Origin of the sequence: Candidatus Seongchinamella marina, assembly GCF_026262685.1 — a bacterium.
Classification (GTDB): Bacteria; Pseudomonadota; Gammaproteobacteria; order Pseudomonadales; family Halieaceae; genus Halioglobus; species Halioglobus marinus.
In genome coordinates, this window is record NZ_SHNP01000002.1 from 518,263 (window position 1) to 539,706 (window position 21,444).

At 52.6% G+C, this 21,444-nt stretch carries 16 protein-coding genes; 11 read left to right on the plus strand and 5 right to left on the minus strand.

Translation table 11 applies throughout. The annotated features are described in order from the left end of the window. Positions 1 to 35 precede the first annotated feature (35 nt). Together EYC87_RS07295 and EYC87_RS07300 are read right to left on the minus strand one after the other, a co-directional pair. Entirely contained in the window at positions 36 to 1,277 is a 1,242-nt protein-coding gene (locus EYC87_RS07295; protein ID WP_279252300.1) for a lipase family protein, read from the minus strand. A gap of 155 nt (positions 1,278 to 1,432) precedes the next feature. After that, positions 1,433 to 3,790: a TonB-dependent receptor gene (locus EYC87_RS07300; RefSeq protein WP_279252301.1), complete on the minus strand. Its 2,358-nt coding sequence runs from the start codon at positions 3,788 to 3,790 to the stop codon at positions 1,433 to 1,435. A 143-nt stretch (positions 3,791 to 3,933) separates the two neighbouring features. Here EYC87_RS07300 and EYC87_RS07305 point away from each other — a divergent pair, with 143 nt between their 5' ends. Both EYC87_RS07305 and EYC87_RS07310 read left to right on the plus strand, forming a co-directional pair. Continuing rightward, positions 3,934 to 4,272 carry an AraC family transcriptional regulator ligand-binding domain-containing protein gene (locus tag EYC87_RS07305; RefSeq protein WP_279252302.1) on the plus strand — a complete coding sequence of 113 codons (339 nt, stop codon included), beginning with the start codon at positions 3,934 to 3,936 and terminating at the stop codon, positions 4,270 to 4,272. 215 nt (positions 4,273 to 4,487) lie between these two features. Then, on the plus strand, positions 4,488 to 4,817 hold the full coding sequence (locus EYC87_RS07310; protein WP_279252303.1) for a helix-turn-helix domain-containing protein: 330 nt from the start codon (positions 4,488 to 4,490) through the stop codon (positions 4,815 to 4,817). A 47-nt stretch (positions 4,818 to 4,864) separates the two neighbouring features. Here EYC87_RS07310 and EYC87_RS07315 read toward each other — a convergent pair whose 3' ends face one another. Further along, positions 4,865 to 6,244: a ribonuclease J gene (locus EYC87_RS07315; protein WP_279252304.1), complete on the minus strand. Its 1,380-nt coding sequence runs from the start codon at positions 6,242 to 6,244 to the stop codon at positions 4,865 to 4,867. A 122-nt stretch (positions 6,245 to 6,366) separates the two neighbouring features. On the opposite strand from EYC87_RS07315, the gene EYC87_RS07320 reads away from it, so the two are divergent. From EYC87_RS07320 to EYC87_RS07335, 4 genes are all read left to right on the plus strand, one after another. Further along, positions 6,367 to 7,269: a GIY-YIG nuclease family protein gene (locus EYC87_RS07320; RefSeq protein ID WP_040540137.1), complete on the plus strand. Its 903-nt coding sequence runs from the start codon at positions 6,367 to 6,369 to the stop codon at positions 7,267 to 7,269. After that, entirely contained in the window at positions 7,242 to 8,753 is a 1,512-nt protein-coding gene (locus EYC87_RS07325; protein ID WP_279252305.1) for an FAD-binding domain-containing protein, read from the plus strand. Before EYC87_RS07320 ends, EYC87_RS07325 begins: the two co-directional genes overlap by 28 nt. A 186-nt stretch (positions 8,754 to 8,939) precedes the next feature. Beyond that, positions 8,940 to 9,557, plus strand: a complete 618-nt coding sequence (locus tag EYC87_RS07330; RefSeq protein WP_279252306.1) for a glutathione S-transferase family protein — start codon at positions 8,940 to 8,942, stop codon at positions 9,555 to 9,557. A 67-nt stretch (positions 9,558 to 9,624) separates the two neighbouring features. Next, positions 9,625 to 10,911 carry a spinster family MFS transporter gene (locus EYC87_RS07335; protein WP_007227772.1) on the plus strand — a complete coding sequence of 429 codons (1,287 nt, stop codon included), beginning with the start codon at positions 9,625 to 9,627 and terminating at the stop codon, positions 10,909 to 10,911. A gap of 201 nt (positions 10,912 to 11,112) precedes the next feature. On the opposite strand, the gene EYC87_RS07340 is transcribed toward EYC87_RS07335, so the two are convergent. Continuing rightward, on the minus strand, positions 11,113 to 13,530 hold the full coding sequence (locus EYC87_RS07340) for a TonB-dependent receptor (RefSeq protein WP_279252307.1): 2,418 nt from the start codon (positions 13,528 to 13,530) through the stop codon (positions 11,113 to 11,115). 412 nt (positions 13,531 to 13,942) lie between these two features. Here EYC87_RS07340 and EYC87_RS07345 point away from each other — a divergent pair, with 412 nt between their 5' ends. Further along, positions 13,943 to 16,186 (plus strand): M20/M25/M40 family metallo-hydrolase, encoded by a 2,244-nt coding sequence (locus EYC87_RS07345; RefSeq protein ID WP_279252308.1) that lies wholly within the window; start codon positions 13,943 to 13,945, stop codon positions 16,184 to 16,186. Between the two features lie 162 nt (positions 16,187 to 16,348). Then, positions 16,349 to 17,602 carry an NAD(P)/FAD-dependent oxidoreductase gene (locus EYC87_RS07350; protein WP_279252309.1) on the plus strand — a complete coding sequence of 418 codons (1,254 nt, stop codon included), beginning with the start codon at positions 16,349 to 16,351 and terminating at the stop codon, positions 17,600 to 17,602. 8 nt (positions 17,603 to 17,610) lie between these two features. On the opposite strand, the gene EYC87_RS07355 is transcribed toward EYC87_RS07350, so the two are convergent. After that, the gene (locus EYC87_RS07355) at positions 17,611 to 18,852 is read right to left on the minus strand and encodes a cytochrome-c peroxidase (protein WP_279252310.1); all 1,242 of its coding nucleotides are present in this window, start codon (positions 18,850 to 18,852) and stop codon (positions 17,611 to 17,613) included. A gap of 18 nt (positions 18,853 to 18,870) precedes the next feature. Between EYC87_RS07355 and mtoX the strand changes: the two genes are divergently transcribed. The 3 genes from mtoX to EYC87_RS07370 all read left to right on the plus strand — a co-directional run bounded on the left by mtoX (position 18,871) and on the right by EYC87_RS07370 (position 21,402). Then, positions 18,871 to 20,178, plus strand: a complete 1,308-nt coding sequence (gene mtoX, locus EYC87_RS07360) for a methanethiol oxidase (RefSeq protein WP_040540131.1) — start codon at positions 18,871 to 18,873, stop codon at positions 20,176 to 20,178. Then, complete coding sequence (locus tag EYC87_RS07365; protein WP_279252311.1) at positions 20,175 to 20,864, plus strand: SCO family protein; 690 nt, start codon at positions 20,175 to 20,177, stop codon at positions 20,862 to 20,864. Before mtoX ends, EYC87_RS07365 begins: the two co-directional genes overlap by 4 nt. A gap of 169 nt (positions 20,865 to 21,033) precedes the next feature. Continuing rightward, positions 21,034 to 21,402: an EthD domain-containing protein gene (locus EYC87_RS07370; protein WP_279252479.1), complete on the plus strand. Its 369-nt coding sequence runs from the start codon at positions 21,034 to 21,036 to the stop codon at positions 21,400 to 21,402. Positions 21,403 to 21,444: the final 42 nt, after the last annotated feature.

Here is a 21,444-nt window from a genome sequence, read left to right on the forward strand (position 1 = left end):
ATCAAGGTGAGTTGTGGTGTCATGGGTTTGCGGTGTTAAAACGGGAGCTCATTGCAATTGCCAATGATCTCTTCACCAGCGAACACCGAAGCAACAAATTGTGAGGACTCTTCTGTAGAGCCATTCACGATGCTGCCATGGGTCGCCGATGGATAAAAGTGCGCTCTTACCCTCGACCCTGCAACACATGCGCTGGTTACCAGCGCTTGCTGCATACGCGGTGGGGTATTGATATCCTTCCCACCAATACCAAAGAAAGCGGGCGCCGACAATTTGAGCGTCGGATATTCCATTCGCCTGAATGCTTCGGTTAAAACCTTCTCTGGCGACTTCTTGAAAGCCTTGTTGTATGTCACCAGTTCTCGCTTAACCAATTTCTTCATATCAACATAGCACGTGTCAGTGACTGCCATAGCAACTGGCAACACATCAGCGGACACGTAGTCCTCCAGCACAAATTCAGGATCTATCAGGCCAAGCATTGATAATGCTAAGAAGTTGTATCCTAACCTGGGGTCCACTGCATCTTTTGGGCGCGTTTCCTGGATTGCGGCAATGCCCTCAGCGCTAAAATAGGGGGCTCCGGTGGCAACAAGGCCCTGAATATCCAGCTCTGGAGCGTATTCTGGAGCATGGCCTACTGTTGCAATCGCTGCAGCAGCGCCCTGTGACTGTCCAATCATTACAATAGTATTCGATACCGGGAAAGCAGCGCTCTGCACTGCCCGGATAATATCGAGATTGCTATAAGCTGCGGGCCTGGTAGCAAGATAAGGATGTGTTCCCTGTGTTCCAAGCCCCTGATAATCCGAGGCGACAACTGCATAACCGTTTGCCAGCCAATGATTCAAATAAGTCTCATCCCGTTGCTGCCTGCCATTGTAGGAAGGTGAACAGATGTCGGCGATACCCACCGTACCGTGTGCCCATCCGAGCAGCGGCCACCCTCCTTCCGGAGGTGTTCCCCGTGGGATGAACAGCGCACCGGACACAGCGACGATATCTTCTGCAAACAGGCCCTCTGTTGAGGTATACAGCAATCTGATATTGTCGGCGGCCCGATTCAGAGACTGATGTTCGTCAAGTGTTTCGTGGCGAATAAGAACACCGGGCGACGTTGAAGACAGCTCATCAACTCGATAGAACTCTCCCAAATAGCTATCACCTAGCGCTGATGCACGTAGCGTTTTTTCATCGCCTCCGAAAACCAGAGAACTGACAACAGCAAGAGAGAGGCCTGCACCAAAGAACAATTTGTCTAATTTAAACGTCGTCATATACGGCATCATTCACAGGCTGTAATTGTCGCGGCGCCAGATAAATGCGTCACACACTGACGTCTGCTGGTCTGGAGAGAGCACCGCCTGGTCACTTTTCTGGAAGGGCATGAAAGAATCAGCCCGGGATATGATCCCCGGGCTCTCGGCTTTGTCTAAAAGCTGTAACGTACTTGTAATTCGTAGCTTCTTGGAGCATCAATGTGTTGAAAATAGGTTTCGCTGAAACCCTGCGAAGCCAATGGAACGTCGTTGCCCCAAGTACTGGTTTTCTCGTCGGTAAGGTTTTTACCCAGAACAGCTATACTCCATACATCATCGATATTAGCTAAAGCTATTCGTGCATTAACCTTGGTGTAGGAACCCTGCGCCACAGCAGGGTCGAGATCGTTAGCAACCTCATAACTATCAGAGTACATGAGATCGATACTGGCTCGAAGCGCCAGGCTATCGCCTAACTGAGTCGCATAATCTAGCGCCGTATGAGCAGACCAATCCGGTGAGAACTGCAGTGGCTTGCCCGACAGATTTTGAGTACACCCAGCGCGGGTGCCACCGTCGGCTATAAATACTTGCACTTGAGGCTCGTTACAAGCGGCATCTCCAAAATTTGCATACTCGGCATTAAGGTATGCGACGCTCGCTACGAAGGTGAAGCTTTCCGTTATGGCGATGGACCCATCGAGCTCAACGCCCTGCACTTCCGACTCAGCCGCATTACCCACAATAAACCCGGCATTACCATCGAAGGCGCTAACTTGAAGGTCTTCAAATTCACTGTAGAAAGCCGCTACATTCATTCGCGCACGCCCATCCAGCATTGTCATTTTGGCGCCAATTTCGTAGGTCACAACAGTTTCGTCTTCATACTCCTGTGCGTCAATAAGACCTCGGCCGTTGGCTTCATCAAATCCACCCGCTTTGTAACCATTTCCAACTTTGAAATAGGTCATGACATCATCTGTAGCGTCCCACTGAAGGGTGACGTCACCTGTAACGTGATCTTCACTGCGCTTATTATCAAAATCGGGATAAGAGGTACATATATAAGCGACCCCGCTACACACAGTCGCGCCTTGCGAGTTCATGAAGTGGTCGGTCGAGAAATTTAATACCGCATCGTAAATGCCGGCGAGTCCAGTATTCGAAGTTTCGGTAAACGGGTCTGTGACGAAAGCGTCTTTCGTCATTTCCTTTTCGTCATCGGAATAGCGTAGGCCTCCAATCAAGCGAAAACTGTCACCAAGATTCCAGGTAAGCTGTGTAAAGGCAGACCAGGTCGAACTGTCCTGATCAAATTGTCCAAGACCACTTGCATCAAGACTACCTGTTCCGATGCCCGCGGCAGACAAAATAGCGTCAGTGTAGCGATCATGTGAGAGCTCTTCGTCCTGATAGTACAGCCCGGCAAGATACTCGAAGGTTTCGCCGGTAGGAGAAGAAAGCAGGAACTCTTGCGTGAACTGTTTATGAGTCTCATCACGACCGCGGCCGAGAAACTCCAGCGGCCCGTAGTCGGAATCCAGGTAGTTATCAAATTGATAGTCGACATACCCGGTAACAGATTTAATGGAGTGATCGCCGAACATATATTCTACGGTCAGAGTAAAGATATCCCAGTCGCTATCGTGATAATTAGTATCGGGTCGAATGCCGCCGATATTTTTAGCCGATTTATCATAGCCGAATCCAGCTTGAAAATCGGGATCGGCGACTTGATACCTTTGGGTTGCAAATTCAGTAGCAATTGATACCAGGTCCTGACGGCCCTCTGACTCACTCTTGCCGTTTTCGTACTTGAAAAGGACGTCTAATGAATCAGTGGGGGCCCAGCCTAAAACCAGACGACCGACCGTATCTTCCATTGTTCTTTCTGTGTCTCCGGTGAATGAATTATCCATGTAGCCATCGCTTTCTTCCCGTTTGACGACTAGGCGAGCACCAAAAGTGTCCGTGATAGGGCCAGACAGCGTCAGCGTGGTGCTCCAACCATCGAACTCAGGTTCTAGACTACCTTCTATTACACCCTCGAATTCGTCTCCGGGACGCCTGGTTGTGATATTAATTGCCCCGGCGACCGTATTTTTCCCGAAAAGGGTACTCTGCGGCCCCTTTAAGACCTCAACGCGTTCTACATCCAAAAATGCAGTTCGAGAAGCCTGCCCCCGGCCAAAATAAATCCCGTCGACAAAAGTACCGACAGATTGTTCGAAGCCATAGTTAATGCCAGAGCCAACACCTCGAATAAACACCTGGTCCCCTGCTCCGCCCTCGGCGATGTGCACATTCGGCATATAGACAGCGAGGTCCTCAAGAGACTGAATGTCCTGCTGGCTGATTTTATCCCCACTCATCATCGAAATGGCGATGGGCACGTCCTGCATACTCTCCGCTCGCTTGGTCGCAGTCACGATCACCTCTTCAAGCATCGGTTGCGCTGCGCCTTCCATAGAAGCAACAATTGCTAGCGCTATTGCTGTGTTTGAAAGGTATCCGACTCTGAAATTTCGCATAAGCAAACTTCCCTGTAATGGTTATTGGTTATGTAGACTAAACGATGGTTGCGAATTAAGAGCGTAACAAATCTAAAGGGCCTACGAAATAGCCGTAGAGACCGAAAACACTGGTCATAACAACCTGAGAGCCCCAAGGGACAATGGCAATAGAGACTATCCCTGCCATTTACGTCAAGGCCATCGTAACCTCTCTGCAACTTCGTGGATGGGACCGAGAGACTTTACTGCTGAAACTAGGCGTCTCGGATGAAATCCTCGATGCTGAAAAGGCTCGCATCGCGCGCTCCAGCTACCTGAATTTCACTGGATACCTTGCATTAAAGCTTCAGGATGAAAACTTTGGACTTCTGGCGACGCCGCTGAAGCCAGGGACATTCGCTATGCTGTGCCATTCCTGCATCAACTGTGACTCGCTAGAGCACTTTCTAAGGCGCATGATTAAACACTTGGCACTGGTTAACAACGACGCCAGCTTTTAACTTAGTCGAGATGCGGAATACGGGGCGCTCACGCTAGAGACAAATGCCGACAGGATTTATGAAAAGGATGTATTCGTCATGCTGGCATTGGCAATTACTCACCGGCTAATGAGCTGGGCCGCTGATTGCGCTTTTTCGCCAACAAGCTGGAGCGGAAAATCTCGCGCAATGATCATGATTTGCGCCGGTTCCTGCTAAATGCAGCGATTACGTTGATGTCAAAGCCAGCATCGTCCAACAACCTGACTTCTAATGTAAGAAATGTGTTGAAAGGGAAAGCAACCAAGGGTTTCCCTACGCTGGCCGAGGTTTCCAAAACACTGGGTTACGCCCCTACCACCCTCAAGCGAAGACTGATCGCCGAAGGCAGTACTTATCAAAGCATCAAGAATGCCGTCCGTCGAGACTCTGCAATTTATCATCTTGCGGAGGGAGAAATGAGCATCGATGACATCGCGTTGGCAGCAGGGTTCGCCGACCCTCCTTCTTTTTTCAGGGCTTTTAAACGCTGGACAGGCACCAGCCCTAGAGCCTACATGCGATAGAGACGCTGACTCGCCTGCACATCAAAGCGGCACCATCGCAAAACTGATCAAGAGCCAGACTGACGAATCGTACGTCGGCCAACAGCAACAGCGCCCGGGCGAACTCCCGGCTGCGGTGCCAGCACGAATAGATCGCCATTACGACCCAATAGCTGTTGCGGAACTCCACAGTCCGCAGCCAAACTCGCATGCGCCGCAAGATGATGAGGCTCCCCATGCACGGGAATAGCGATGCGAGGTGCTACCCACTCGTACATATCTTTCAGATCGTCTCTCCCCGGATGGCCTGAAGTATGAATCAAAGGTCCATGCTCGGTTTGCTCAACTATTTTGACGTCTTTCGACACAAGCGCCTGTCGAACGCGCTCAATTGCCAGTTCATTACCAGGAATGTCACGGGAGCTAAAAACAACGGTGTCACCCGCTTCGAGCTCTAAATCAGGATGATTCCCCGCTGCGATTCTAGTGAGCGCCGCACGCGCGTCGCCCTGACTGCCTGTCGCAATGATCATGACCTCTTCTGGCGGCAAATATCCTATATGGGTTGGATCAATGAACGTCAGGTCCCTGTCCCAAAAACCCGTTTCAAGGGCCGCCTGGTAGTTATTCACCAATGATCTACCAAACAGGGCAAGGTAACGCCCGCTGGCGGATGCCGCCCGGGCAAGAGTTTGCATCCTTGCAATGTTGCTGCCAAAGCAGGTTGCCACTACACGTCCGCTAGCGCCGCTAACTACCTGGTTAATACCAGCTACCACGTCGCCCTCACTGGGCGATCGCCCCTCAACGGTTGCACAGGTCGAATCGCCGACCAGTGCGTCAAGCTTAAGCGCCGCTAAAGACCTGAAAGTCTCCTCGTCGTAGCTAGGTCCGACCTGCGGATCAGCATCCCATTTCCAATCCCCGGTATGCAGCACTCGCCCCGCGGACGTCTCAATCAACAGGCACTGGGCCTCAGGCGTCGAATGAGTAATACCGATCCATCGCAAGTCAAAGCAGCCCAGGCGGTGAGATGCTCCAGTGGGTAGTACATGCAACGGAACCTTGCTCAGCAGTCCTGCCTCAGCCAGCTTGCGCCTTAGGATAACCGCAGTAAACGACGTGCAGTAAACCGGGCACTGAAGTTCCTCCCAGAGGTAAGCCACCGCACCGACATGATCCTCATGGGCGTGGGTAATCACCATCCCCACCAAAGACTCGCGACGAGCACTGATGAACCCTGGGTCCGGGGTAATGACAGCTTCAGCGCCAGGCTCTCTGTCAAAACCAATCCCACAGTCAACAATAAGCCACTGGCCATCGTGGCCGTACAGGTTCAGGTTTGACCCAATTTCGCCGCAACCACCGAGCGGCACGAACCAGAGGTCTGCGATGCCGGGGGATAACAGCTCGTGGTTGCTCGGTAGGATTTCAGTCGGTCTATTCATTGGCGAATAGTACGTTGCTAGCATCGACATAGCGACTATCGCAGTCTGGACAAAGACTGGTCTCGTAAAACTGAAGCTGTATTGCCAACGTATCGACGTAGTCGACTTACTGAATTTCTAAAATGCCCCAGCCATCTCCTCCACGCCTCACACAGGCCGGCAACATCATACATACGTTACCTGACTGCCCGGGTATCTACCGCTTCCTTGATCGGAATGGCTGCGCTCTTTACATCGGCAAAAGCATTAATATCCGGAGCCGCGTGAAAACTCACCTGGCTGAGGCCCGCGGTCTATCGCGTAAACACAGGATGCTCAGCGAAACAAAATGTATCGATGTGCGACCCACCGCGGGAGAAATCGGCGCACTGCTGCTTGAGAATGATGCGATCAAAAAACAGGCACCAGCCTTCAATCGTCGACAGCGAAGTATTAAAAAAATGTGGTCATATGCCCTCACCAGCGGCCGAGGTGAGTTTTGTGTGCCAACGCTTCAATCGTATTCAATGCACAAACCGGAAATTTTGGCGAGTTATGGCGCCTATACGAGCCCGTCGCGTGCCAAAAAAGCTCTTGAGCAAGCAACGCGTGACCACGGCCTGTGCCCGCGCATTCTTGGGCTCGAGGCAGGCAAAGGGCCCTGCTTTAACTTTCAGATTGGGCGCTGCAGAGGAGCCTGTGCTGACTTTGAGAGCGCTGAATCGCATAATCGGCGGTTAAAGGCCGCACTCCGATTTAAAGGGTTCAGTGCCTGGCCCGTCGCAAGTCCGGTGCTGCTACATGAAGTTGCGAGTGATCCCACCCTTCAGCCCGCTCAAGAATGGCATTTGCTGCACAACTGGGCCTACCTTGGAACCTTTGACACCCTTGAGCTCGCCCGCTCGGCAAAGCTGCTACCAGGCTTTATGTTTGATAAGGATACCTACCACATCCTGCGTAGAGCGCTTAAACATCACCCTGGCCCTATCCTGCGCGCTGATACGCTGGAGACCATTGAGTGGCTCGAGCCGCTGACTACACGATGAGCGTTTCTGTTGTCTGGCTCAAGCGCGATCTTAGGCTGAATGATCACCAGCCACTGTTAAGGGCGCTCAGCAGCGGACTCCCCGTATTCATTTTTTATTGCTTTGAGCCGATGTTACTCAACGACCCTCGTTATTCTGAGCGACATTGGCGTTTCGTCAGCCAGTCATTACAAGACATGAACCGTCAACTCCGCCAAAATAGATTTCGCGTCCTGGTTTTCCAGAGCGATGCGTTGCCGTTGTTCAAACTCATTCACGCTGAGTCCCCCATTTCTGCCGTTTACAGTCATGAGGAAACCGGGGTCGATTCCACCTTTGGTCGAGATCGCAGCATCGCGAGCTGGTTGAACAACGAAGGCATTGCCTGGCATGAATCACCGACTAACGGGGTCCAACGGGGCCGCACCGATCGCAAAGGCTGGAATCGCCGCTGGAGCGAAGTCATGAAAATGCCCCAGGACCAGCCGGTTTGGGACGCCGTGTGTGCACCGCCTCCATTAGCGGGCGGCGCTTTGGGCGAGGCTCTACTGCGCTCGCCGCCCGAGCAATGGCTGCGGCCGGTGCAAGACCTGCAGCAGGGAGGTGAGACAGCTGCGACCCAAGTTCTTGACAGTTTTCTTACAGAGCGAGGCGCCCACTATGAACGTCATATTTCTAAACCGGACAAAAGCCAGCTTCACTGCTCACGGCTTTCTCCACACCTCGCCTGGGGAAACATCTCAATAAGGCAGGTCTCCCAGGCACTGGAGGCACGCAGGCCCTATGCTGGCTGGGAGCGTTCAATGAACGCATTCGAGTCACGACTACATTGGCACTGTCACTTTATCCAGAAATTTGAAATGGAATGCTCCATGGAATGGCGAGATCTCAATCGCGGCTACCTTGACGTGGAACGCAGTTACGATCCCGCTGCGCAGTTAGCGTGGCGTGAAGGGCGAACAGGTTACCCCTTAATAGATGCAGCCATGCGTTGTTTACAGGCAACCGGCTATGTCAATTTTAGATGCCGGGCCATGCTGGTCAGTTTCTTCTGCCATCTTCTGTGGCAACCCTGGCATGACGCCGCAGTGCATTTAGCCAGTCTGTTTCTGGATTTCGAACCGGGGATTCATTACCCACAATTACAAATGCAGGCGGGTGTCACCGGCATCAATACGGTGCGAATTTACAATCCCATTAAGCAAGCACTAGATCATGACCCCAAGGGCCACTTTATCAGGCAGTGGGTTCCTGAGTTGCGCACGATGCCTGAGCACCTTATTCACCAGCCATGGAACGCCAACCCCATGGAGCGAATGCTACTTTCCTGCGATTACCCTGAACCCATCATAGATTGCACCAGCAGCTATCGTCGCGCCAGGGAGATCCTTTGGGATCTGCAACACAGCAACACTGTTCAGCAAGAAACTGAGCGAATCCTGACCCGACATGTAGAGCGACGATCATCCGGCAAGCGCAATGCACGTCAATGGCGCAGTCGATGAGCGACTCATTTAGGTAGCCATTACTCAGGCCAAGGCTTCGTCTTCAGTCGCCTCCAGTCTTTCGCCTAGCAATCACTCCTGGGGCCCTGCTGCCACAATAAATTTTTACGATCGTTTCTTTCAGCTTCCACTCTTGCTAAGTTGGCAGTCGTAACCTCGACATAAATCAACTCACAAGGACTAGCCATGCTCACTATTCACCACCTGCGGGTCGGCCGCTCTCTATTCACTGTCTGGCTACTCGAAGAACTCGAACTCGAGTACAAACTCATCGAATACAACAGGCACCCGGAAACCATGCGAGCGCCACCAGAGTTAAAAGCAGTGCATCCGCTGGGTAAATCGCCAGTCATCGATGATGATGGACTGATTTTGTCAGAATCTGGTGCCATTGCGACCTACTTACTGGAAAAGCACGACACCGAGAACCGGCTATCTCCCCCTCGCTCGGACCTCAACACCTGGGCCGAATACATCCAGTGGCTGCACTATGCGGAAGGTTCGGTATTCACTCCCTTAATGATGAAGCTGCTGTCGATGCGTGCAGGTGGTACGGTGGAATTACTGGATATGTTCGCAGATCCTGAAGTGGAGCTGCACTTTTCGCATATCGCCAGTAAACTGGGCGACAGCGACTACATTTTAGGATCCGATTTATCCGGTGCTGATTTCGGCATTGGCTATATGGTTAACATGGCACACATGCTTGGCTTGCTTGAGCCATTCCCGTCACTTGTCGCCTATGTCGAACGCCTGCGAACCCGCCCCGCTTTCCTGCGTGCGATTGATCGAGCCGTTGAATGACAATATTTATGTGCATTGCGTTGTGCAAGCCTCAGCGGTCATAGAATAAAAACTCGGAGTACTACAGTTGTCTGATAGCAATAGAAATCATTACGACAAACCCAAAGCGGCTTACTACGCACTAGGGATGTTGACCCTGGTCTACGCCTTTAACTTCATTGACAGGCAATTACTGGCCATTTTACAAGAGTCAATCAAGGCCGACCTGAGCCTGTCAGACAGCCAATTGGGACTGCTAACCGGGTTTGCCTTCGCGATATTCTACGTGACTGCTGGGATCCCGATTGCGCGCTGGGCAGACCATGCCAATCGCCGCAACATCGTGGCAGGCAGCCTCTTTATCTGGAGCTTCATGACAGCCCTTAGCGGCATGGTACAAAACTACACGCAGCTGGTGTTGGCGCGCATTGGCGTTGGCATCGGTGAGGCCGGCGGCAGCCCTCCCTCACATTCAATGATTTCTGACATCTTCCCCCCGAACCGACGGGCGACGGCCCTGGGGTTTTATTCCACCGGTGTTAGTTTTGGCATCTTGTTTGGTTTTCTATTCGGCGGCTGGTTAAACGAGTACTTCGGCTGGCGCACAGCATTTCTTGTCGTCGGCATACCCGGTGTATTTCTCTCCGGGCTCATTATGCTGACTTTACGCGAACCCACTCGCGGTTTGATCGAACAGAAAACGGTGACAGCAGAGTCCGTGCCGCTAAAGAAAGTGATACAAACCCTTTGGGAATCCCGAACATTCCGTCATCTGTCGCTCGCCGCCTCGCTGAATGCATTTTCAGGTTACAGCACTGCCAGTTGGACCGCCTCCTTCATGATTCGCAGCCACGAAATGTCTACTGGTGAGCTGGGCACCTGGCTTGCGATTATTATCGGTTTATGCGGCGCAATAGGCGTTTTCTTTGGAGGCATGGCCGCAGATTGGCTATCGCCTCGGGATAAGCGCTGGTATATGTGGCTGCCTGCGATTTCGGGCTTTATTGCGGTTCCGTTTATGGTTGCTGTGTATCTTGCGGACACCCCCTATGTCGCTCTGAGCATGATGTTGATACCGGGACTGCTCCACCAAGTCTATCTGGGCAACACTCTAGCCACGACTCACAATCTCGTTGGCCTGAAAATGCGCGCGACCTCATCTGCGATTCTGTTTTTTATTCTCAATATTATTGGCCTCGGTTGTGGGCCATTTCTTGTTGGAGTACTCAGCGATCAGCTAAGTGCCAGTCACGGAGCTGACTCACTGCGTTTGGCCATGCTTTATTTATTGCCGGCGGTGATGTTTTGGTCTGCCTGCCATTTCTACTTTGCGTCCAAGCACCTGCGCAAAGACCTGGAGGCAGCACCCGCCTAAAAATTGCTCGGACTAGCCCATGCCCAAGTGAGCTATACGCACGCGTTCAGGAGAGTATGAGTGAACACCGGCACTATGAGTACTTGGAGCTAGTACATGGAGCCGGATTGCGGATGCAAGCGGCTTGATTGAATCGAGCTGAAGGCCATCCCGTGTGGCGATCGCCTCTCGCCACACGGGATGAAGGAACTCCCGTGGATGTTACTCGAACGAGTAGCGAACAGTGAGACCGTAGGTGCGAGGAGTATTCGGATAACCGCTATAGCTTTCCTCTTGAGCCACTGAGGGGAAGGCTGACTGCAAGTATTCGTCCTCATTAAGGTTGCGACCCCAGAGGTTCATTTCCCAACCGTTTGCAAAGTACAGTCCAAGACTAGCGTTGACCATGTTAATTTCGCGCGATGCGATGTCCTTGGGTACGTTGTCAACGACCTGCACCTCATCTTCATAAACATGCTCAACACGCACGTAGCCATCTGCGAGTGAACCGGCCTGGAAGTTATAGGTCACTGATGTATTGGTGGATAGTTCGGGGATACCAGCAGGTGTCTCACCAGACAAGTCGGTAGGCCCATCAACACCCAGGGCTCCCTCAAACTCATCATATTTTGGATCCAGATAAGTAGCCGCAAACGACACGCGAAGGTCGTTAATGGGATACCAGTTCATGTCAAACTCAACGCCTTCAACGGACTGCTTGCCAGCATTAGCCAGGTTGAAGCCGGTGCCTGAAAACACATTTGATTGAAAGTCGTCAATTTCTTGAGAGAAGATAGCCATGTTGTAACTAATGGTTTCGTACTGCGCTTTCAGACCAATTTCATAGACGATGGATTCCTCTGGGCTAGCAAAACGAGTGCCCGGCGCCAAGTTCGGCACCACAAGGCCTGCTGCGTCCAGGGCAGGAATGTCTTCTGCAAGCGGCTTACTATCGCGAGAGAGGTTCCATGAAGATGCTTTGAAACCAGTACTCACTCCCGCATACACGTTCATGCTGTCAGTAACGTCCCAAGCAAGTCTAACCGTATAGGTGGTGTCATCGTCCTTGCTACTCCCGTCTTCAACAGCATTGGGATAATTGACGACAGGGGGCAGAAACTGAAAGGCTTGCGCATCTGCGGCCAACGTTGGCGGCAAGTAAAGACCAAGTGGAATCGAAGAAAATACGTCATTGTTGGTGAAATCGATCTTCACGTCTTTTTCGACTTCTGTATAGTTTACACCTAAGGTGAGTGTCCAGTTATCCGCGAATGCAAAATCACCCTGGGCGAATACCGAAATCGTGTCGTCGTCCTGTGTCGATTTCTCGGATGGGAAACCAGTACCCTCAGCAAAAAATGATCCGGGTGCAAATCCCAGAACGGGGCCCAATAAAGCCTCGAGGAGATTGACTGCGCCGCCACTGATGCCATTGCCGTAGTCTCTGAATTGATCGCCATAGCCAAAGGCACCGTCGATCTCCACTTCCTCGGTAAAGTAAAAAGCGCCGACCATCCAGGCCAAGCTACCATCGCCGTCTGACGTTAGGCGAAGTTCTTGAGTGAACGTATCAATGCTGGTGTCGCTAAGGTTCGCCTGCGTCGCGCTGACCAGACGTGCGCTGGTGTAGTCCACATCTCCAAATTGATTTTGTTCCAGAGTGCGATACGCAGTGATAGAAGTTAGGGTCACGTTATCAAAGTCATAGCCGAACTCGAGTGAAACACCCGATGTGTCGATTACTGTAACAGGATCAAAGTCATAGTAACCTTCATAGGCAAAAGGCTCATTGCCTACCAGGTCACCACCAATGGCCCTCACCACATCTCCCGTAGGCCCATCTACGAGGTTAGAAACGCCACAACAGATCTCATCGAGACTCTCACCATCGACAATCAACCGAAAGCCCATGCGATCTGTAGGCTCCCAGAGTAGCTGACCACGATAACTGTAGCGGTCCAGATCGTTCTCTTCAGTACCCAGTTCAATATTTTCATAGTAGCCCTCTCGTTCGTTATAACTCGCGAACAGGCTGAAGCCCAGATTGTCTGTAATGGGGCCAGTCACATCACCCTTGACTATAACTTGATCATAGTTGGCTACGGTAACCGAGGCGGAGCCGCTATAGCTTTCCAAATCCGGCTTGGCGGTTATGACGCTGATAACACCAGCTGATGCGTTCTTGCCAAACAGTGTGCTCTGCGGACCACGTAGCACTTCTATGCGCTCCAGTTTGGGCAGATCAGCCAGCGCGCTTCCAACTCGTGAGCGGTAAACCCCGTCAATAAAGACACCCACGGATGGCTCGATACCCGCATTATTGGCGCCGTTACCAAAGCCTCGGATGATGAAGTTAGTATTGGCAGAGCTTTGCAACTGTGTAACTCGCAGGCTCGGGACTAGCGTTTGTAGGTCCTTGATATCCAAAACCCCGGCCTGCTCTATTTGCTCTGAGCTGACAACGGACACAGCAATAGGGACTTCCTGCAAGGTCTGAGCTCGTTTAGAGGCAGTCACAATGACCTCCTCCAGTGCTGACTGGGCATAACTTTGACCGGCTGCAAGTGCCAGAGCCATTCCAACCGCTGGGACGAGTTTTCGTTTCGCAGACAGGGGCGTGGCGAGATATGTTGATACCATGGGGTTTTCCTGTGGGTGTGTTATGAATTATCCGGCCAGTGTCCCCTCTGCCCCCTCCCACGGTCAAGTAAATATGCCGCAAACGCAAAGCGTGTCCAGTACTTGTCGAGGGGTTATCGCGGGATGAAATTTAATACTTAAGGCCCGGCAAACGTCAAAGGCGTATGCGCAACAATGCAGGTCATATCCGACCCAGGTATGTGCCATTGCGCGGCCGGATGGGGTGCCTGTGGAGGCACAAAGAGAAAAATTGCCCGCCTTCCTGAACAGACCTACACTGGCCTGACCTGGACTAAGCTATCTTGCAACTGGCACTGATCGGCACATTAGCCTACTGGCAGGTGTTCGAGGTGCTGTAATGTAATGGATTAAGTAGACTCAGCCCTGCGCATCTAAACGAGGTCGCCTTCCATTGAAAAATCCGCTGCCGCTTGCTGCTCTTATTAGTTTGCTCACCGTGTCGACTGCGCTCTGGCTGGAGCAGCCTCACCCCTTGACACCCAACTCAGCGCCCGCCACCGAATATTCAGGCGAGCGAGCGATGTCCCTGTTAAACCACTTGCTGGCAGAAAATCTGCCTCACCCTGTGGGGTCGAAGCAAAACCGGGTAATTAAACAACGAATACAAGCCTGGCTAGACGAGCAAGGCATTGACCACCAGGAGCAACGCGCATGGGGTTGCAATGCAAAACGGCATAGCTGCGCCTATGTCGAAAACGTAATTGCAATAATCCCGGGCCAGGTAACAGGCCCCTACGTAGCCCTGATGGCTCACTACGACAGCGTGCCCCACGCGGTCGGTGCCGGTGACGACATGGCCGGGGTGGTGGCCGTTCTTGAGACCGCCAGGGCGGCGCGCGCGGTGGGCGGTTTTCGTCACCCCATCATGCTTCTCATCACCGATGGCGAGGAAACAGGCCTGCATGGCGCTGAGGCTTTTTTCAAACAGCACCCTCTTGCTGCGCAGATTGGTGTATTACTCAACCTGGAAGGCAGTGGTACTCGCGGTGCGAGCATGGTGTTGCGCACCTCGATGGCCAATGCCTGGTACATGAATTTTTTTGCTGATACCGCCGCCCAACCGATGGGTTCCAGTCTGGCCGATGAAGTTTTCAAGCGCATGCCAAACGACACGGACTTTTCCGTCTCGCTGACCGCTAAAATTCCGGGCATAGATTTCAGTTTCGCGGGCGAACGCAATCATTACCATACTCCTAACGATAATCCTGAAAACCTCGATCCACGAACAGTTCAGCATCATGGCGACAACCTATTTCCTCTCACCCTGCAACTTGCAAACGCTGACCTCTCGACACAGCACGACACCAAGGTGGCTTATCTCAATTCGTTTGGCGCTTGGCTGCAATGGCCTACTCATTGGACCCCCATTATGTATGGACTGGCAGGCGTTCTGCTGTTCTGGGCGAGCATTCGCGCAGGTGGCAGTGTTCAGCAAATATTACTCGCCTCTGTAGTGCTACCTCTGTCGACGTTGATCATCGGCGGCATGCTGGTGCATCTCTGCATGGCGCTGCTTAGTGCTATCAATGGCGTCACCGTACCGTGGCCTGCATACCTATGGCCGCAGCGACTTATCGTCTTATCGGGCACGACTCTTCCCGCCTTGCTTTGCGGCCGCTGGCTGGCTGAGCGTTTTGCGCTAGACACGCTGCTAGTGGCGGGATGGTTGGGGGTGTGGCTACTCACACTGCCCGTGTTATTGGTTATGCCAGATGCTGCGGCAATGTTAATGCCGCAACTGCTGTTGGCGGCTACCTTGCTTTCCCTGGCTAACTGCCTGGGTCGTTATCCCGCATTAAAAGCAGGACTCTTTCTTGGTACTCTGGCGGTAGCAGCGCTGTTTTTACCGACGGCACTGCTGCTGGAACAGACTCAAGGCTATGGTCTGGTTGTCACCGTGTGGCCATGGGTAGGGCTTTATGTGATTTGTTTGCTTGGCTTTTTGAGAGGTCCGGCGTTAATCGCAAGCACAAGACTGGTTGGTGCCGCATTACTCACTGGATTAGTGGCCGCCTCGGTACTGCCTGTTTACTCAGAACACCGACCCCAACATTTAAATGTGCTGTACATCCAGGATACTGATGCCAGCAAAGCAATGCTGCATATAGAAACCGAGGGACAGGTGCCGCCAGCAATGCTGGAAGCCTCGCCCTTCCAGCCCGACGCCGGGCAAGCAGTGCCCTGGTCTAGCACCCCGATTCCTTTCCTTGCCCCGGTAGCTAACGTTCATCTTCCGGCGCCAACTGTTGATGTAGTGGAAAGCCGCACCATAAAAGATGAAAGGCAGGTTCGACTGCGCTTGTCGTCTCAGCGCCATGCATGGCGCTTGCGTTTATACCTACCTGCATCGGCTGCGATAAAAAGTGCAACCGTCGATGGGGTGAAACTTTCATTGCCGTCGTACGAGCAAGAAAACAGCCCGAGTTATACTGGCCTGCTGTTTTATGGCACCCAAAACCATGATGTCATCGTGAACTTGACCCTGGCTTCGACTGAGCCGGTAACGGGTTTTCTCGTTGACTCGAGTCCGAGCCTACCAGACATCGCTAATGGCCTTATAAAAGCTAGACCCAGCGAAGCCCTGCCCGTTCACAGCGGGGACAGGTCCACGGTGTTTACCAAAGTCGCTTTTTGAAAGAGCCGCTTTTTGCACTGTACCGGGAATTTCACAGCGCAAGGCCAAGGGTGATGTTGTTAGATTGGTCTGCACAACAGTTTCACCGATGCGAGACGTGTCATTGCGCTGGAATGAGCTATACTCTTAGTCACTGAATCCTGACATTCGAGAGGGTATACCGTGGCTGATCAGACTAAATTCAATGTCCTTATCATCGGCGGCGGCACCGCTGGCATTACCGTTGCTTCCAGCCTGGCTAAACGCCAAGGCAGTCGTAAACTCAGCATTGCTGTAGTCGAACCGCAGAATGATCACTACTATCAGCCTGCACTCACACTGGTGGGTGCAGGCGCTTACAGTCTGGATAAAACGCGCAGGCAAGAAGGCAAACTTGTGCCAAGCGGCGTTCAATGGATCAACAGCAAGGCAACGGCTTTTGATCCCGACAACAACGGTATCACCTTAGACAGCGGGGAAACCCTGGGGTACGACTACCTGGTTGTTTGCCCCGGACTCTGTCTCGATTGGGATAAAATCGAAGGCGCTGCACAGTCGCTTGGATCTAACGGAGTTTGCAGCAACTACGACCCGCGCTATACCGAGTATAGCTGGCAGTGCCTGCAAAACCTTGAGCCCGGCAGCAAAGCACTATTCACCCAAGCCCCTTTGCCCTTCAAATGTCCTGGAGCGCCGCAGAAAATGGCGTACTTGTCAGCAGATTATCTCCGCAAGAAAGGCATCGGCGCTGAATGTGATTTGCACTTTCTTACCCATGCCCCCGGGATGTTTGCCGTGCCCCTATTTGCCAAAGAGTTGGTAAAGGTGGCAGAGAGGCACAAGATCAATGTCCATTTCCAACATAACCTCGTCGCTATAGATGGCGAGAATCGCCGGGCAACCTTCGAAGTCGTTGGGGGCGAAAATTCCGGGTCGCGCCTGGACATAGAATTCGACATGCTGCACGTCACACCACCGCAGTCTCCCCCGGCTGAAATCAAGAACAGTCCGCTGGCAAATGAAGCAGGGTTCGTAGATCTCGATCAGGGCACGATGCGCCACACCCGATATGGCAACGTGTTCGGCCTCGGCGACGCCGGTTCTACACCGAACTCAAAAACAGCCGCGGCGATTCGCAAGCAATCTCCGGTCGTCGTCAAAAACCTGCTTAAAGTTATGGATGGCCGTAGTTTGGAAGATACCTACGACGGTTACGCTTCCTGCCCCTTGACCACAGCTTATGGCAAAGTCCTGATGGCAGAATTCTGCTACGGCGGCAAAGTTACCCCTACGTTCCCCCTGAATCCTGCCAAGGAGCGCTGGAGTTATTGGTGGATCAAGGCGACGGGGCTTCCAATTTTTTACTGGCACTACATGCTCAAAGGGCGTGAGTGGTTCTTGAAACATAACGTAGACTTTGTCGATCCTACACAATAGCCCGCTTTTTATGGGTCGCCAATTTGCGCGGATCTTGCGTCGGCTTCCAATGTCGCTATATTGCTACCCGTAAGCGACTCAAGAAAAACCAGCAGGTCAGATACTTGCTCAGCCGTCAGGTTCAACGGCCTGATTCTGACATCGAGCCCGGCATGAGGTTCACCGCCATCGTTGTACCAGGCAATCACCGAGTCGAGATCAGGAAAAGAACCATCGTGCATATAGGGAGCGGTCAGCGCCACATTGCGCAGGCTCGGCACTCGGTACAACCACCTGTCTTCGCTGCGCCCAGTAGCCTCATAACGCCCAAGATCATTCGCCTTGGCAGTTTCAAAGCTGACTGTAGGTACCACGCTGACACCTGGTGCAAGGCGCACCGGCTGAGGCTTTGACTCACTTTTCATTGAGCGAGCATAGCCAATTCCGGTGTCATAGAACTGATCGTCGGTAAAGTGGGCATGGTCATCCGCAATCGTATGACAGGTGGCGCAACCCGCATTCTGGAATACCTGCCAGCCATTACGTGCAGCTTCAGGAAGTGCATGTTCATTGCCAAAATACCAGCGGTCGAAGGGGGAATCACCGGACACTAAACCCCGTTGGTAACTGGCCAGCGCCATGCCAAGGGTTTCGACGGTCAGGCCTTGCTCGAAGGCCATCTCAAACAACCCCCGGTAATCTTCGGCATTGGAGATAGTACTAAGCACGAAGCCTATAGAAGGGTTAGCCATCTCGTTGTGCAGCAGCAACGGCTGCCATACTTGATTCTCCAGGCTGTGCTCGCGGCCGTCGAAGAACAACACCCGGCGATAACCTACATTGTAGAGCGCAGGCGCATTGCGCTTTACGAAGCGACCCTCCAGGCCAACCGGAGTGCGCAGTTCACGCTGGGTGAACGCCTGCTCCGGCACGTGACACATCGCGCATGAGAGAGTGCCGTTAAACGACAAACGGCGATCAAAAAACAACTTACGTCCGAGCGCGATCTTTTTTTCTGAGACTGGATTTTGCTTGGGAATATCCATTACGGGCAATCCCAGAGGTGGACTCTGAATCTGTTCCAGCAGCGGTGCTGGCTCGCCAATAATCAAGGACAAGCTCTCGGACGGGATTGGGTGATCAGACCCAGCATTCACGATGTTCACGGCAAGTGCCAGAAGCAATGCAGCATGCCGCCATCCTCTCGAAGCGGCTGCTAACTTTCGCTTGGAATAATCGAGGATTTCGACTAAGTTTACTGCAAAGTTCATAATAAGCTGAGGCTCGTCATGCGAATTACACTGCTCCTTGTACTCTTGTTTTCTATGTCGGCAATTGCCGATGAAACCTGCATGTCACCCTACATGGCCAAGATAGAAGGTCAGGAGGACTTCGTCTACGTTTGGACACTTGGCCTGGAAGGGGTAGGTGACGAACAAGACAAGTTGGTGACGGTCGACGTCAACCCCGATTCCGACGGTTACGGCAAGGTTGTCCATTCAATTTCCGTTGGCGGGCGCAACGAGGCCCATCATACGGGCCTTACCGATGACCGCCGTTTCCTGTGGGCCTCTGGTCTGGATACTAACCATATATTCATTTTCGATGTACATACCGATCCAGCCAAGCCCACCTTGCACAAGACCATTACCGATTTTGTGGCAAAAAGCGGCGGAGTGGTCGGCCCCCATACCAACTACGCTCTACCCGGGCGCATGATGATTAGCGGTCTGTCCAACAATCGCGACCATGGCGGACGCACCGCAATGGTGGAATACACCAATGCAGGTGACTTCGTCAAGACTTACTGGATGCCTACTGACGATAACCTGCAGGGGGCAGTCAAGTCCGGCCAGTATGCGGACGGCTTCGGCTACGATGTTCGTGTGCTGCCCCGCCGCAACGCTATGGTGACCTCCTCCTTCACTGGCTGGAACAACTATATGATGAATCTGGGCACTATGATGGCAGACCCGGAGGCTATGAAAGCTTTCGGCAACACCGTTGTAATCTGGGATATGCATGCCCGTAAGCCGACGAAAGTGCTGGATGTGCCCGGCGCTCCCCTTGAAATCCGGTGCGCCTGGAACGAGGAAAACGATTACTGCTTCACCACTACTGCACTCACCTCCAAGGTCTGGCTGATCTACCTCGACGAACAGGGTGAGTGGCAGGCCAGCGCCGTTGGCGATATTGGCGATGCGACAAAGATTCCTCTGCCTGTGGACATCTCCATCTCCAACAATGATACCCGTCTTTGGATAAATACCTGGAACGACGGCATGACCCGACTTTATGACATCAGCGATCCATTCAACGCAAAACAGATGTGGGAGCAGCGCATTGGCGAGCAGGTCAACATGGTCTCCCAGAGTTGGGACGGCAAGCGTGTTTACTACACCTCCTCCCTATTGGCTAACTGGGACAAGACCGCGCCCGCGGGGCCCGATTTGCAATACTTGAAGGTGTATAACTTCGATGGCGAGAAGCTGGAACAAACAATGGCCATTGACTTCATTGCCGAAAAACTCGGTGCCCCGCATCAAATGCGTTTCGGTGCCCATGCGCTTTATGGAGAAAAGGTCTCGGCGCGTTGAATCCCATCCACTGGTCACTGCGCTGGTTGGCAATCGGCGCGGTGTTACTCTGTGCCAGCCTCAAGGTTTGGTCAGAAACCACTCAGGTTCTCGCGCCTGGATATGGACCCCTCAAGTTCGAGCCGCCCGCTGCTGGTAGTTACCAGCTACCCCCACTGGGGTCTGCGGCTGACGGCGCTGTTATCGACATGAATGGTGAATCGTTTCCACTGCATGATCTGACGGGAGACAAGCTGGTAGTGATGGGCTTTATTTATACTCACTGCCCGGATGTCAATGGCTGCCCCCTCGCCAGCTATGTAATGAAACAACTGCAACTGCGGCTGCTTGCTTCGACAGACCTCAAAGATCGGGTACGTCTTATTAGCTTGAGCTTCGACCCAATCCAGGACACAGCAGCAGCCATGCGAGACTACTCCATGCACTTTCGCCGCCAGGGCTTTGACTGGGAGTTTCTGACCACAAAAAATGAAAATGAACTGCAGCCTATTCTTGAGGGTTACGGCCAGTACCGTAAGATGTTCTACAACGAAGATGGCGACTACGCCGGCACCATGTCACACATACTGCGGGTCTACCTGATCGATAGGGATCGACGTATCCGCAATATCTACAGCGCAGGCTTCTTACACGTAGACACTGTGGTGAACGATCTGCGCACATTGCAAATGGAACCCAATCAGTGAATCTGTTTCAAATGTTGAGCGCTTAACAGACTGGTACTTTCAAGTCCGGGGCGAAGGTGACTCGCTCACCAGTCCTTATCGTTAGCAAGCGGTTTCGGCGCCGCAACAGCGGGCGTCCTCTGCGAACTCATTCAACGTCGCTATAGCCAACGGAGGCATTATGATAAAAATGGTTTTTTGCGTTAAAAGGAAACCTTCAATTTCCGAGACGGATTTCTACAACTATTGGCTCGATATGCATGGCCCTTTAGTGAGTAGCAAAGTTGAAGATCTAGGCATAAAGCGTTATGTACAGAGCCACACCAAGCGAGCAGACCTCGGCAATACCGCCTCCTCTGGGAGGGGCATGAAACAGGCGGTGTTTGATGGACTCGCAGAAATCTGGTGGGATAGTTTTGAACACCTGGAGACTGTATTAGCGACAGAGCCTGGTCAGATTGCGGGCGCAATACTCGCAGAAGATGAGGCGAGATTTATCGACATGGAGGCCTCAACGATCTTCTTCACCGAAGAGCATGAGGTGGTTGCCCCTGATTGATATTCCACGAAACACGCGGGCATGCGTTTCGTGGCAAACTAT